Here is a 13,715-nt window from a genome sequence, read left to right as displayed (position 1 = left end):
ATGCAAGAAATTATTCTGGGTGTGGCGATGTTCACCCTGATCGTGGTGGCGCTGACCGTCCTGATCTTGTTCGCCAAATCTAAGCTGGTGAATACCGGCGACATTCACGTGGAAGTTAACCACGATCCGGAGAAAAGCTTTGATGCTCCGGCCGGTGACAAACTGCTGAACATGCTTTCAAGTCAGGGCATTTTCGTTTCGTCTGCCTGTGGCGGCGGTGGCTCGTGTGGCCAGTGTCGTGTACACGTTAAAGAAGGCGGCGGCGATATTTTACCTACTGAGCTGGCGCACATCTCTAAGCGTGAAGCCAAAGAGGGCTGCCGTTTAGCCTGTCAGGTGAGCGTGAAACAAGATCTCAAAATTGAGCTGCCGGAAGAGATTTTCGGCGTGAAAAAATGGGAGTGCGAAGTTATCTCTAACGATAACGTGGCAACTTTCATCAAAGAGCTCAAGCTGCGCATCCCTGACGGTGAAGCGGTGCCGTTCCGCGCCGGTGGTTATATCCAAATCGAATGTGAACCGCATCATGTGCGCTACGCCGATTTTGATGTGCCAGAGGAATACCGTGGCGACTGGGACAAATTCAATCTGTTCCGCTTTGAGTCCAAGGTTACCGAACCCACGATCCGCGCGTACTCCATGGCGAACTATCCCGATGAGAAAGGCCTGATCATGCTGAACGTGCGTATCGCCACGCCGCCTCCGGGTGTGCCAGATGCGCCTCCAGGGATTATGTCTTCCTATATCTGGTCGTTAAAACCGGGTGATAAAGTCACCATTTCCGGGCCGTTTGGTGAGTTCTTTGCCAAAGAAACCGAGGCTGAGATGGTCTTCATCGGCGGCGGGGCGGGCATGGCGCCAATGCGTTCGCACATTTTTGACCAGCTCAAGCGTCTGCACTCCAAGCGTAAAATGAGCTTCTGGTACGGTGCACGTTCAACGCGTGAAATGTTCTACGTTGAAGATTTCGACAAGCTTGCGGCAGAGAATCCAAACTTTACGTGGAACATCGCATTGTCCGATCCTCAACCCGAAGATAACTGGACGGGTTATACCGGCTTTATCCATAATGTGTTACTCGAAAACTATCTGCGCGCGCATCCCGCGCCGGAAGATTGTGAGTTCTATATGTGTGGGCCGCCGATGATGAACGCTGCGGTTATTAAGATGCTGAAAGATCTCGGGGTAGAAGACGAGAATATCATGCTCGATGACTTCGGCGGCTGATAGCCATCGTCCTTGAAGCTGTGGCGGTGTTGGCTGCGTGAGTTAACCCCAGTCACTTACTTTTGTAAGCTCCTGGGGATGAACTCACTTGCCGCCTAGCCACAACTTCAATGCCTTTGACCATATGTTTTCTTATGAGATTTTTTGTAGCGTAGCCAAAACTGGTTGAACATAATGACTAATAATACTGCGCGGGCGACCGCGTTTTTTATTCGAAATACACGCTGGCTGGCTTTTTGCGGGCTGGCTTTTTTGCTGACGGGATGTGGGCCGGAGCAGGTCAACATTGAAGGCAAAACAATGGGGACCTATTACTCTATCAAGTATGTGAGTGAAACAGGGATGCCCGCGCCGGAAAAAATTAAAGCCGAGCTGGATAAGCTTTTGGAGCAGGTTAACGACCAGATGTCGACCTACCGTTCCAACTCTGAGCTGAGCCGTTTTAACCAAAGCTCCGAGGTGAATACGCCATTCCCTGTTTCGGCCGCAACGGCGAAAGTGGTTGAAGAGGCTATTCGGATTAATAAAGTGACCGACGGTGCGCTGGATATCACGGTTGGACCATTGGTTAATCTGTGGGGGTTTGGGCCAGAAGGGCGTCCCGATCGTATTCCAACGGATGAAGAAATTAATCAACGTCGTGCATGGATCGGCATTGAGCATTTATCCGTACAGGGCAATGCGCTGGTGAAGAATATTCCTCAGCTTTATCTCGATCTGTCGTCTATTGCGAAAGGGTACGGCGTGGACGTTGTGGCTGAGTATCTTGCTTCGTTAAACATCACTAATTATATGGTGGATATTGGCGGTGAAGTGAGAACGCGGGGCATCAACGGAGACGGTGCGCCGTGGCGCATCGCCATTGAAAAACCGCAGGCAGGATTACAGCAGAGCGCTCAGGTTATTATTCAACCGGGCGAGATGGCTATCGCGACCTCCGGTGATTATCGCAACTATTTTGAGCAGAACGGCCAGCGTTTCTCGCATGAGATTGACCCTAAAACAGGACGTCCAGTCACGCATCATCTGGTTTCGATTACCGTGCTTGCGCCGAGCTGTATGACGGCAGATGGTCTATCTACGGGATTAGACGTGATGGGGCCAGAGCGTGGAATGGCGCTGGCAAACCTGCTGGGTATTCCGGTATTTATGATTGTAAAAACTGAAAACGGTTTTGAAGATCGTTACTCGGATGCCTTTAAGCCTTATTTGGTGCAGGCAAAGAAAGGTAAATAATATGGCGACGGTATTTATTGCGACCTTTGTGGTGTTTTTAGCGGTGATTGCCGGAATGTCTATTGGCTATATCATCAAGCGAAAAAGCATCCACGGCAGCTGCGGCGGCATCGCCAACCTCGGTCTGGAAAAAGTCTGTGATTGCCCAGAGCCCTGCGACGCACGTAAAAAGCGTATGGCGCGTGAAGAAGCCCGGCGCGAAATGCTGGAGAAGCATAGGATTATTTAGTTTTTCATAAACAGCTACCCCCTCCCAACCTCCCCCTTCGCAGGGGGAGGAGCCGATCGAGATTCTCCCCGTCTGCGCAGAACTGTCCCCACCACACCCCAGCGAAGGGATGGGCTAGGGTGGGGTTATCACACGTCTCCTCCCAACTTCCCCCTTGTCAGGGTGAAGGGTCGATCGAGATCCTTATAAATATCACTGAACTGTCCCCTCCCCTGCGAAGGGGAGGGTTAGGGTGGGGTTTTTGTTAATCATGATCGATCCCTAGCTCCACTTCCCTTCCCCTACAAATAACCTGTATACTTATACAGTCATTAACTCCACTATTCTCTCTATGCGCAAAATCATACATGTCGATATGGACTGCTTTTATGCCGCAGTCGAAATGCGTGATTTCCCTGAGTTACGCGATGTACCGCTGGCGATTGGCGGAAGTCGCGATCGCCGAGGGGTGATCAGCACTGCAAACTACGCCGCGCGTAAATTCGGGGTGCGTAGTGCTATGCCGACAGGACAAGCGCTTAAGTTGTGTCCGCATCTCACGTTGCGTCCGGGGAGAATGGAGGTTTACAAAGACGTCTCGCGGCACATACGTGAGATTTTCCAGCGTTATACATCGCTGATAGAGCCGCTGTCGCTCGATGAGGCCTATCTTGATGTCACCGACTGTACCCAGTGTTACGGCTCAGCCACGTTGATTGCAGAGCAGATTCGCAAACAAATTGCCGAAGAGCTCAATCTTACTGCGTCGGCTGGCATTGCCCCGATCAAGTTTCTGGCAAAAATTGCCTCCGATCTCAATAAACCTAACGGCCAATATGTGATTACGCCCGCGCAGGTTGACGATTTTATTCTCACGTTGTCGCTGAAAAAGATCCCCGGCGTTGGCAAGGTAACCGCCGCCAAACTGAGTGAGCTGGGGCTGAATACCTGTGCCGATGTGCGTCGCTATAATTTGGCCGAGCTGTTACGTCGTTTTGGCAAGTTTGGGCGCGTGCTTTGGGAACGCTGTCACGGTCAGGATGAGCGAGAAGTGATGCCCGATCGCCTGCGTAAGTCCGTTGGGGTGGAAAGAACGTTGTCAGAAGATATTCATAGCTGGGCGGAGTGTGAGGTTTTACTGGAAAAACTGTATGAAGAACTGGAGCGACGCTTGGCGAAAGTGCAGCCGGATCTGCATATCGCGCGACAGGGCGTAAAACTCAAATTCCATGATTTTCAGCAAACAACGCAGGAGCATGTGTGGCCGATTCTGGATAAGCGTGATTTATTTCAGGTGGCCCGGCAGGCGTGGGATGAACGCCGAAATAGCCGAGGCGTACGGCTGGTGGGGTTACATGTCACGCTGCTCGATCCACAGCTAGAAAAGCAGCTTTCGCTGGATATTGATGGCTAGGCTTTGAGGGCGTGAAGGGATAAAAAAAGCCAACCCGAGGGCTGGCTTCTGTAATACGCAAAGACTTAGCGCTTAGGCTTTCTCTGGGATCGCTTTCAGCAGAGCCGTCAGCAACTGCCAGTATTGGCCTACGCTGGCAATGTGAACTTGCTCATCCGGTGAATGTGGGCCAGTGATGGTTGGGCCGATAGACACCATATCCATTTCTGGGTAAGGCTTTTTGAACAGACCACATTCCAGACCCGCATGGATAACCATGATGTTTGGCGTGGTATCAAACAGCTTCTGGTAAGTCTCACGCACCAAATGCATCACCGGAGAATTTGCATCCGGTTTCCAGCCTGGGTAGCTGCCTTTGGCTTCCACATGCGCACCTGCCAGTTCACCAATAGAGTTCAGTTGGCTAACCACGGCGTCTTTACCGCTGTCGATAAGCGAGCGGATCAGGCAGATAATTTGCGCTTCTTTCGCGTCGGTGGTCACAACACCCACGTTCAGAGACGTTTCTACTACGCCTTTCACTTCGTCGCTCATGCGGATCACGCCGTTTGGCGTGGCGTTCAGCAGGGCAATAAAGCGCTGTTGGCTGTCGGCGGTCAGTGCCTGAGAACCGCTTTGTGCAGTTTCAACCTGAACGCTCAGGTTTTTTTCTACCGCAGCCAGTTCAACTTTCAGCATGTTTTGGAACGTTTCGGCTAGCGTTTTCAGCTTAGCCAGATTCGCGGTAGGTACAGCCAGCACCGCGATGGCTTCGCGTGGGATCGCGTTGCGTAGCGTACCGCCGTTCAGATCCAATACGCGCAGGCCCAATTCAGCAGCGTGACCAGACAGGAAGCGCGCCAGCAGTTTGTTGGCGTTGCCTAAGCCCAAATGAATATCACCACCGGAGTGGCCGCCTTTCAGGCCTTTCAGCGTCAGCTTAACAATGTCGTGTCCAGCAGGAACGGCTTCGCGCTGCAACGGTAGCGTGGTGATGAAGTCGATACCGCCCGCGCAGCCCATGTAGATCTCACCTTCTTCTTCAGAGTCGGTGTTGATCAGAATATCGGCCTGCAACCAGCCCGCTTTCAGGCCAAATGCGCCTTCCATGCCGGCTTCTTCGGTCATGGTCAGCAGCACTTCGATTGGGCCATGAGAAACGCTGTCATCGGCTAAAACAGCCAATGCAGAAGCCATACCGATGCCGTTATCTGCGCCCAGCGTGGTGCCGCGTGCTTTTACCCAATCGCCGTCAATGTATGGCTGGATAGGATCTTTGGTGAAGTCGTGTGCGGTATCGTTATTTTTTTGTGGAACCATGTCCAGATGCGCTTGCAGCACAACCGGCTTACGGTTTTCCATGCCGCGAGAGGCTGGTTTGCGTAGCAGGACGTTGCCTACTTCGTCACGTTCAACGTGGATACCTTTTTCTTCAGCCCATGCAACGATGTGCGTGGCTAATGCTTCTTCATGATACGAAGGGTGAGGAATAGAGCAGATATCCGCAAAAATTTGCCACAGTGGCTGTGGAGATAGCTGAGACAGTTCAGACACGTTAAGTCTCCTGATAATCAGTTGTGCTGCCGATAACAGTGGCACAATAGGGGGTTAAGAGATAAAGCCATTTTTTCAGAGAATACCACTATATTTACTTATGTGGACAGACTAAGGCACTAAATCCGCAATCGAGGTTCCGGCTTTCTGCGAAAGAGACTGGTTTTTATTGCTCTGGCTCTCTATAATCTCGCGCAACCTTTTTTCCCCCCCGACCAATCTTTAAGCCATGAATATTATGGCTGGGACACTATTAATGAGCGAAAAATACGTTGTAACTTGGGACGTGCTACAAATGCACGCACGTAAGCTGGCTGCACGCCTGATGCCTTCTGAACAGTGGACTGGAATTATTGCGGTAAGCCGCGGTGGTTTGGTTCCTGCCGCATTACTGGCGCGTGAACTGGGTATCCGTCACGTTGATACCGTTTGTATCTCCAGCTACGACCATGATAACCAGCGTGAGCTCAAAGTTGTTAAGCGTGCTGAAGGTGATGGCGAAGGCTTCATCGTGATCGACGATTTAGTGGATACCGGTGGCACCGCTCAGGCGATCCGCGAAATGTATCCTAAAGCGCATTTCGTCACCATTTTCGCTAAGCCTGCAGGTCGTCCTCTGGTTGATGATTACGTTATCGATATTCCACAGAATACGTGGATCGAACAGCCATGGGATATGGCGGTGACGTTTGTTGAGCCAATCAGCAATCGTTAATTTGCTTTCAGGCAATGCAATAAAAGCGCAATAAGATGTAAAGAAACGTCCGGCTTTGTCCGGACGTTTGTTTTTTAGCGTCCGAGTTCGTTACACTACTTCCGAGCGCTCGCTGTGCGAGGTTTAGCTCTGCCGCTTTTTGTCTGCGGCTGAAAAGACAGTACTCGGAGGCTGCCGTCTATCATGTCCCAACCAAACCTTTCTGAAACCTTATTCAAACCTCGATTCAAGCATCGTGAAACGTCCACGCTGGTTAAGCGTCATGGGCACGTTCCGCAGGCTTCGATAGCCTCTGCGCTGGATGGAACCTCGCAGGCTAATTGGTATCGCATCATCAATCGCCTGATGTGGGTTTGGCGCGGTGTCTCACCTATCGAAATTGAGCATGTGCTCTCGCATATTGCCGCATCAACGGCCGAGCGTAGCGATGAGCGCTTGCTCGACACCGTGGTGGGTTATCGGAGCGGCAACTGGATATACGAGTGGTCGCATCAAGCGATGTCCTGGCAGCAACGTGCTCAGGAAGAAAAAGATCCTACGTTGGCCGGTGAATACTGGCTGCAGGCGGCGAATCTTTACAGCATCGCGGCTTACCCACATCTCAAAGGTGATGATTTGGCTGAGCAGGCCGAAGCACTGGCAAATCGCGCCTATGCGGAGTCGGCTAAGCTGCTGTCATACGAACTGAAAGAAGTCGAGTTTGCGATTGACGGTGGGAAAAAGATCACCGGTTTTCTGCATATGCCGGATAACAGCAAAGGGCCATTCCCAACGGTGCTGATTTGCGGTGGGTTGGATATGATGCAGAGCGACAGCTACCGGCTGTTCCGCGACCACCTAGCGCCTGCTGGTATGGCGATGCTCACGATTGATATGCCCTCCGTTGGAATGTCTTCGCATTTTTGCCTGACGCAGGACTCGAGCCGTTTGCATCAACAAGTGCTGCAAGCGTTGCCAAATGTACCGTGGGTCGATCACACCCGAGTTTCAGTATTTGGTTTCCGCTTTGGCGCAAACGTGGCGGTTCGTTTAGCTTATTTGGAACCTCGTCGTTTGCGAGCGGTTGCCACATTAGGCCCCGTGGTGCACAGCCTGCTATGCGATAAATGTATTCAGGAACGTGTGCCAGAAATGTATATCGATGTGCTGGCTAGCCGTTTGGGGATGAACAGCGTATCCGATGTCGCGCTGCGCACCGAACTGAGCTGTTATTCATTGAAGACTCAAGGTCTGCTTGGCCGCCGCTGCCATACGCCGATGCTGGCCGGATATTGGGAACGCGATCCGTTTTGCCCTAAATCTGAAGCCAAACTTATCGCGGACTCTTCGCTGGATGGTAAATTATTGATGGTGCCATCTTCCCCGTTATTTGAGGGGTTCAATCAGGCTTTGCATCAGGTTTGTGACTGGATTGGCGAACATTCGCGTTAATTTGATTGCTAAAGTTTGGAAATTTGTTAAAAAAGAGTAACCACAACAGGAGGATGTAGCATGACATTACCAGGTGGTTACTCTAAAAGCCGCTTAATCAAAAAATTCACCGCGCTTGGCCCTTATATTCGTTCGGGGCAGTGTCAGGATGATCATTTCTTTTTTGACTGTTTAGCCGTGTGTGTCAACGTTAAACCCAATCCAGAAAAACGTGAGTTTTGGGGATGGTGGCTCGATCTTGCCGCCGAGGAAACGCATTTTACCTATCGTTATTCGTTTGGATTGTTTGATAAGAACGGTGTTTGGCAGGAGCAGGTGATTAAAGATCCTGAAGTGACTGACAAATTAGAACAAACCTCACTCAATTTTCATAACCGCCTCAAAGAGCTTTTAACTACGCTTGAGATTAAAATTCAGCCAGCCGATGACTTTTCTGAAGAGTTAGTTCGCCTTCGAGCCTGATCGGGCGCAGTAATAAGTGTGCTTTTGCGTTATGCCTGTTGGCATAACGCGCCTCTCCTGATACTTTTTCTCTTTCTCCCCATTTTTCCAACACCAATAAACGGCAAAAAGATTATGAGTGGCAGCCAAACCCTAGTTGTAAAGCTAGGTACCAGCGTATTGACCGGCGGTTCGCGCCGTCTAAACCGTGCCCATATCGTGGAACTCGTTCGCCAGTGTGCGCAACAGCACGCGGCGGGGCACCGTATTGTGATTGTAACCTCCGGTGCGATTGCCGCTGGACGTGAGCATTTGGGCTACCCCGAACTCCCCGCAACCATAGCTTCTAAGCAGTTATTGGCCGCCGTTGGGCAGAGCCGTTTGATTCAGCTTTGGGAACAGCTGTTCTCGATTTACGGCATCCATATTGGGCAAATGCTGCTAACGCGTGCTGATTTAGAAGATCGCGAGCGTTTTTTGAATGCGCGCGATACCCTGCATGCTCTGATGGACAACCGTATTGTTCCCGTAATTAATGAAAACGATGCGGTGGCAACGGCGGAAATTAAAGTTGGCGACAACGATAATCTTTCTGCGCTGGCCGCTATTTTGGCAGGAGCCGACAAGCTGCTGCTGTTGACCGATCAGGCTGGTCTATTTACCGCCGATCCTCGTCATAACCCAACCGCAGAGCTTATCCGCGAAGTGAATAGCATCGATGACGCGCTGCGTGGCATCGCGGGCGATAGCGTATCGGGTTTAGGCACTGGCGGTATGACCACCAAACTGCAGGCTGCCGACGTTGCCTGCCGTGCCGGTATCGACGTGATTATCGCCGCGGGCAGCAAGCCGGGCGTTGTGGGTGACGTTATTGAAGGTGTATCCGTTGGAACCCGCTTCCATGCGCTGGAAACGCCGCTGGAAAACCGCAAACGCTGGATTTTTGGTGCGCCACCTGCGGGTGAGATTACCGTCGACGATGGCGCCGTGACTGCGATTCTCGAACGTGGCAGCTCATTGTTGCCCAAAGGTATTCGTGATGTGAGCGGTGATTTCTCGCGCGGTGAAGTTATCCGCATTCGCAATCTGGAAGGGCGCGATCTGGCCCACGGCGTGAGCCGCTACAACAGCGATGCGCTGCGTATGATTGCCGGCCACCATTCACAGCAAATCAGCGGTGTTTTGGGCTATGAATACGGCCCAGTTGCCGTCCACCGCGACGATATGATCGTAAGCTAAGGGGTTAACATGTTAGAAGAAATGGGTAAGGCGGCCAAACGGGCATCCTATCACTTAGCCGTCCTTAGCTCGGCGCAGAAGAATCAGGCGCTTGCGCTGATTGCCGATTATTTAGAGCAGGATAGTGCATCTATTCTGCAAGCGAACCAGATGGACGTTCAGCAGGCGCGTGAGAACGGCTTGAGCGAAGCGATGCTCGATCGTTTACAGCTTACGCAGAGCCGTTTGGAAGGCATCGCTAACGACGTGCGTCAGGTGTGTAACCTCACCGATCCGGTGGGTAAAGTGATTGATGGCAGCGTATTAGACAGCGGGTTAAATCTAGAACGTCGTCGCGTGCCGTTAGGCGTGGTGGGGGTGATTTATGAAGCACGCCCGAACGTGACCGTGGATACCGCAGCGCTGTGCCTTAAAACCGGTAACGCGGTGATCCTGCGCGGTGGCAAAGAGACGCACCGTACCAATCAGGCCACGGTAAAAGTGATTCAGCGTGCGCTGGAAAAAGCAGGGCTACCAGCCGATGCCGTGCAGGCGATTGAAAGTCCTGACCGTGCGCTGGTCACCGAGCTGCTTAAACTGGATAGCTACGTTGATATGCTGATCCCGCGCGGTGGGGCAGGGTTACATAAACTGTGCCGCGAGCAGTCAACGATCCCGGTGATCACCGGCGGTATCGGCGTTTGTCATATCTATGTCGATCAGGGCATGGATGCTGAACAGGCGTTGAAGATTATTGTGAATGCGAAAACCCAGCGTCCAAGCACCTGCAATACGGTAGAAACGCTGTTGGTAAACAAACAGGATGCCGCGCAGTTCTTACCGCAGCTCAGCCAGCGTATGCACGAAGTGGGCGTTTCATTACACGCCTGCCCGCATGCATTGCCGTTGCTAAGCCAAGGGCCTGCGCCTGTGACGCCGGTACAAGAGGCGGAATTAGATGACGAATGGCTGTCGCTGGATCTGAACGTGGTGGTGGTTGACGGGCTGGACGGTGCGATTGAGCACATCCGCGAGCACGGCACTCAGCACTCTGATGCGATTTTGACGCGCAACATGCACCATGCCGATCGTTTTGTGCGTGAAGTGGATTCTTCAGCGGTTTACGTTAACGCCAGCACGCGCTTCACCGACGGCGGCCAGTTTGGCTTAGGCGCTGAAGTTGCGGTGAGCACCCAGAAGCTACACGCCCGTGGCCCGATGGGTCTAGAAGCCTTAACCACCTATAAATGGATTGGTTACGGTGACGATTTAATTCGTCGCTAATGGTTTCTCTCGCAGAATGAAAACGGCGCATTGAGCGCCGTTTTTTCTATCTACCCGTTCTACAAAATATCTCTCCGTTTAACAGGAAGATATTCTTGGTTATTCCGCGACTTTAATAATCAGCTTACCAAAGTTTTTACCGCTCAATAGCCCTTGGAAGGCGCTAATACTGTTCTCAAGTCCTTCGACAATATCTTCTTTAAACGCGATTTTTCCTTGCGCCAGCCATGTGCTCATCTGGGCATAAAATTCAGGATAACGATCGCCATAGTCCTGAGAAATAATAAAGCCTTCAACGCGCATGCGTTTTTTTAAGATGGTCGACATCAGCAGCGGTAAACGGTCTTGCTGGTGGTCGCTATGATGACCGTTGTACTGGCTGATCATGCCACATACCGGGATTCTTGCCTTGGTATTCAACAGAGGAAGAACCGCGTCAAAAACGGCGCCGCCGACGTTTTCATAATAGACGTCGATGCCTTTGCTGCAGGCTCGTTTTAACTGCACGGCAAAATCCGGTGCTTGATGATCAAGACAAATATCAAACCCCAGCGTTTCAACCGCATAGCGACATTTCTCAGCACCACCGGCAATGCCGATTGCATGGCAGCCGCGTAGTTTTGCTACCTGACCCACAACGGAACCCACGGCACCTGTTGCGGCGGCCACAACTACGGTTTCACTCGGCCGTGGATTGCCGATATCGGTGAGGCCCATATAGCCCGTAAAACCAGGCATCCCCAATAGGCCCAAGGCGTAGGAAGGGTGAGCCATATTGGCATCTAGCTTTTGCAGCCCTTCACCGTCTGATAATGCATAGTCCTGCCAACCGGTGTAGGCCAAAACCAGATCGCCAACCTGATATTTCTCATTCAGTGATTGCTCAACGCGACACACCGTACCGCCGCAGATCACCTCACCGATAGCCAACGGAGGCGAATAAGACGGTGTATCATCCATACGGCCACGGACATAGGGATCTAACGAAAGATAAAGCGTGCGCAGTAAAACCTGCCCTTGTACCGGTTCTGGCTGAGCAATTTGCTCTAAACGAATATCTTGATCGGAAGGCATCCCCTGAGGGCGCTGCGCCAGAATATACCGGCGATTGAGGCGAGATGAGATAGACATAACAGACTCCGTGATGGGTTAACGGAAATTCCAATTATCCATTGAATAATGGAATACGTGTTCCAGACTAACTAAAAAACGCCCGGTCTGATGTCGTATGTGTGCGGCTTGATAGAATTTGTAGATATAAATAATTTCCCTAAGGAAAATCACCTTAAGAACAAAATGGCCTTTTGTGTTGATTTAATAGTCATACGAATCCCGAGCACCTTGACGCTATTGATGAATTTAACTATCGTAATTCCCGCACTTTAGGCGTTTCCTCAGCAAATAATTCCCTCAGTGCCGATATAGCTCAGTTGGTAGAGCAGCGCATTCGTAATGCGAAGGTCGTAGGTTCGACTCCTATTATCGGCACCATTTCAAACTCTTCCCAAGTCTACCGAAATCAACTTAAAGCCCGTATACTGCGGTTTCTGGCCCGTATCTTATCTCCTGTTATCAACTGGACTCAACCGGAATCAAGTTACAGTTGGGGGCATAAGTGGGGGCATTCTGTGTTCGGTCCAGGGAGATGCCCCCAATGAAGTTAAATGCGCGGCAGGTAGATGCTGCTAAACCCAGAGAGAAAGCCTATAAGCTGGCAGATGGTGCTGGTTTGTATCTTGAGGTTATTCCTTCTGGTTCCAGATACTGGCGGATGAAATATCGCTTCAATGGAAAAGAGAAGCGTATGGCTTTTGGCGTTTATCCGGCAGTGTCCCTTGCACAAGCGAGGGCACTACGCGATGAAGCCAAGAAAAAGCTGGCCGAGGGTATCGATCCATCGTTTGCCAAGAAAGAAGAAAAGCTGGTTCGGGATGTACAGCTCAATAATACGTTTCAGGCTGTGGCGCTTGAATGGCACGGAACGAAGATGAGCCGATGGTCAGAAGGTTATGCCTCCGACATTATCGAAGCTTTCAATAAAGATATTTTCCCCTATATCGGCCAGCAGCCAGTGAATGAAATCAAACCTTTGGTTCTACTGAATGTGCTGCGTCGAATGGAAAGCCGTGGTGCAACAGAGAAGGCCAAGAAGGTTCGACAGCGCTGCAGCGAAGTCTTCCGTTACGCCATCGTGACTGGTCGTGCGGAATATAACCCTGCAGCGGATCTTACCAGCGCGATGTCAGGGCATGAATCGAAGCATTATCCCTTCCTTACCGTTGAGGAGTTACCAGACTTCTTTAAAGCTCTTTCTGGCTATACAGGCAGCCCGCTCGTTGTTCTTGCCGCTCGTCTGCTGATCCTTACGGGAGTTCGCACCGGTGAGCTCCGAGGTGCTTTCTGGAGTGAGTTTGATCTTGAAAAAGCGGTGTGGGAAATACCTGCAGAGCGCATGAAGATGAAACGGCCTCACCTGGTACCCCTCTCTACCCAAGCACTAGAGATCGTACAGCAGCTCAAAGTGATGTCTGGGCAATATCCTCTGGTGTTTCCTGGGAGGAATGATCCCCGCAAAACAATGAGCGAAGCGAGTATAAATCAGGTGTTCAAGCGGATTGGATATACGGGGAAGGTAACGGGGCATGGTTTCCGTCACACGATGAGTACGATTTTGCATGAGGAAGGGTTTAATACGGCATGGATTGAAACCCAGCTTGCGCATGTCGATAAGAACGCGATTCGTGGGACGTATAACCATGCGTTGTATCTGGAAGGAAGGAGGAAGATGATGCAGTGGTATGCGGACCATATAAACGCTAATCATAATTCATGTATTTCTTTGCTGGTGAACGCTACAAAGTAGATTTGACGTGATGATAGGATTGATTAGGAAAATGACCTATAACCGTATATTTTGATACTTAAGTTTAAACATTAGCCCTAGATCCGATTGCCCTTTGTTACCTACACTTCTGTCTTTTTTAGGTTTTAGGGCTGTAAGGTTTGAG

At 51.1% G+C, this 13,715-nt stretch carries 12 protein-coding genes and 1 tRNA gene; 11 read left to right on the top strand and 2 right to left on the bottom strand.

The annotated features are described in order from the left end of the window. From nqrF to dinB, 4 genes are all read left to right on the top strand, one after another. The gene (gene nqrF, locus U0008_RS16730) at positions 1–1,227 is read left to right on the top strand and encodes an NADH:ubiquinone reductase (Na(+)-transporting) subunit F (protein ID WP_025800169.1); all 1,227 of its coding nucleotides are present in this window, start codon (positions 1–3) and stop codon (positions 1,225–1,227) included. Positions 1,228–1,401: 174 nt separating this feature from the next. Beyond that, a complete protein-coding gene (locus U0008_RS16725) occupies positions 1,402–2,463 on the top strand; it encodes an FAD:protein FMN transferase (protein WP_412101727.1) in 1,062 nt (353 codons plus the stop codon). Position 2,464: 1 nt separating this feature from the next. Continuing rightward, positions 2,465–2,692 carry a (Na+)-NQR maturation NqrM gene (nqrM, locus tag U0008_RS16720; protein ID WP_043495224.1) on the top strand — a complete coding sequence of 76 codons (228 nt, stop codon included), beginning with the start codon at positions 2,465–2,467 and terminating at the stop codon, positions 2,690–2,692. 331 nt (positions 2,693–3,023) lie between these two features. Continuing rightward, complete coding sequence (dinB, locus tag U0008_RS16715; RefSeq protein ID WP_043495205.1) at positions 3,024–4,085, top strand: DNA polymerase IV; 1,062 nt, start codon at positions 3,024–3,026, stop codon at positions 4,083–4,085. 72 nt (positions 4,086–4,157) lie between these two features. On the opposite strand, the gene pepD is transcribed toward dinB, so the two are convergent. Next, positions 4,158–5,618, bottom strand: a complete 1,461-nt coding sequence (pepD, locus tag U0008_RS16710; RefSeq protein WP_043495202.1) for a beta-Ala-His dipeptidase — start codon at positions 5,616–5,618, stop codon at positions 4,158–4,160. Between the two features lie 256 nt (positions 5,619–5,874). Between pepD and gpt the strand changes: the two genes are divergently transcribed. From gpt to proA, 5 genes are all read left to right on the top strand, one after another. Then, the gene (gene gpt / locus U0008_RS16705; protein WP_025800161.1) at positions 5,875–6,333 is read left to right on the top strand and encodes a xanthine phosphoribosyltransferase; all 459 of its coding nucleotides are present in this window, start codon (positions 5,875–5,877) and stop codon (positions 6,331–6,333) included. Positions 6,334–6,516: 183 nt separating this feature from the next. Beyond that, the gene (gene frsA / locus U0008_RS16700) at positions 6,517–7,764 is read left to right on the top strand and encodes an esterase FrsA (protein WP_043495197.1); all 1,248 of its coding nucleotides are present in this window, start codon (positions 6,517–6,519) and stop codon (positions 7,762–7,764) included. Between the two features lie 60 nt (positions 7,765–7,824). Continuing rightward, a complete protein-coding gene (crl, locus tag U0008_RS16695; protein WP_025800158.1) occupies positions 7,825–8,226 on the top strand; it encodes a sigma factor-binding protein Crl in 402 nt (133 codons plus the stop codon). A gap of 114 nt (positions 8,227–8,340) precedes the next feature. Next, on the top strand, positions 8,341–9,444 hold the full coding sequence (gene proB / locus U0008_RS16690; RefSeq protein ID WP_043495191.1) for a glutamate 5-kinase: 1,104 nt from the start codon (positions 8,341–8,343) through the stop codon (positions 9,442–9,444). Positions 9,445–9,453: 9 nt separating this feature from the next. Next, entirely contained in the window at positions 9,454–10,707 is a 1,254-nt protein-coding gene (gene proA / locus U0008_RS16685) for a glutamate-5-semialdehyde dehydrogenase (RefSeq protein WP_043495189.1), read from the top strand. A 99-nt stretch (positions 10,708–10,806) separates the two neighbouring features. Here proA and U0008_RS16680 read toward each other — a convergent pair whose 3' ends face one another. Further along, positions 10,807–11,838: an NADPH-dependent curcumin/dihydrocurcumin reductase gene (locus U0008_RS16680; protein WP_043495188.1), complete on the bottom strand. Its 1,032-nt coding sequence runs from the start codon at positions 11,836–11,838 to the stop codon at positions 10,807–10,809. A gap of 284 nt (positions 11,839–12,122) precedes the next feature. Between U0008_RS16680 and U0008_RS16675 the strand changes: the two genes are divergently transcribed. Both U0008_RS16675 and U0008_RS16670 read left to right on the top strand, forming a co-directional pair. Then, a tRNA-Thr gene (locus U0008_RS16675) sits at positions 12,123–12,198 on the top strand. Positions 12,199–12,361: 163 nt separating this feature from the next. After that, positions 12,362–13,570, top strand: a complete 1,209-nt coding sequence (locus U0008_RS16670; RefSeq protein WP_043495187.1) for a tyrosine-type recombinase/integrase — start codon at positions 12,362–12,364, stop codon at positions 13,568–13,570. The last annotated feature ends 145 nt before the right edge of the window (positions 13,571–13,715 follow it).

This window comes from Hafnia alvei (assembly GCF_034424155.1).
GTDB classification, from domain to species: domain Bacteria; phylum Pseudomonadota; class Gammaproteobacteria; order Enterobacterales; family Enterobacteriaceae; genus Hafnia; species Hafnia alvei.
This window is presented reverse-complemented; position numbering and strand designations above follow the sequence as displayed.